The following is an 836-nucleotide window of genomic DNA, read 5'->3' as shown; positions in this document are numbered from 1 at the left end:
TAGGGTCAGGACCCATTGATTTCCGTTTACCGGCATGATTCACGGCTCGAAAACCGAGCGGTGAACATGTCTGATCTCTTCTGGCTGACGGATGCGCAGATGGCGCGTCTGGAGCCCTTTTTCCCCAAATCCCACGGCAAGCCTCGCGTCGATGATCGGCGTGTGCTGAGCGGGATTATCTTCATTAATCGCAATGGGTTGCGTTGGCGTGACGCGCCTGTTGAATACGGCCCGCACAAGACGCTCTACAACCGCTGGAAGCGATGGAGCGACAAAGGCATCTTCGCGCAGATCATGGCCGGTCTGGCTGCCAAGCACGGCGAACAGAAGACCGTCATGATCGACGCGACATATCTGAAGGCGCATCGAACAGCGACCAGCATGGGCGTCAAAAAGGGGGGCGTGGACGCCTGATTGGCCGGACCAAAGGTGGCATGAACACCAAACTCCACGCCATCTGCGACAGCCAGGGACGCCCGCTGAACTTGTTCGTGACCGCGGGACAGGTCAGCGATTACATCGGAGCCCGTGCATTGCTGGGCAGTTTGCCCAAGGTGGACTGGCTGCTAGGAGATCGTGGCTATGACGCCGATTGGTTCCGAGAAGCATTGAAAGACAAAGGGATACGCGCCTGCATCCCAGGCCGAAAGCAGCGCAAGAAAACTGTCAAATACGACAAGCGGCGCTACAAACGGCGCAATCGGATCGAGATCATGTTCGGAAGGCTGAAGGATTGGCGACGTGTCGCGACACGATACGACCGATGTCCGAAGGTCTTCCTATCCGCTATCGCCCTCGCGGCTACCGTCATCTATTGGCTATGAGTCCTGACCCTA

The 836-nt window shown here is 57.4% G+C and carries 1 protein-coding gene; it reads left to right on the top strand.

Going from position 1 to position 836, the window contains the following annotated elements; translation table 11 throughout:
- Positions 1–66 precede the first annotated feature (66 nt).
- Positions 67–824 (top strand): IS5 family transposase gene (locus KTQ37_RS16675; RefSeq protein ID WP_218631631.1). Its coding sequence is split into 2 segments (ribosomal slippage): positions 67–388 and positions 388–824, totalling 759 coding nucleotides; the frame shifts between segments, so codons are not numbered across the junction.
- Positions 825–836 lie beyond the last annotated feature (12 nt).

It is taken from the genome of Sedimentimonas flavescens (assembly GCF_019264375.1).
GTDB lineage: Bacteria > Pseudomonadota > Alphaproteobacteria > Rhodobacterales > Rhodobacteraceae > Rhodobacter > Rhodobacter flavescens.
This window is presented reverse-complemented; position numbering and strand designations above follow the sequence as displayed.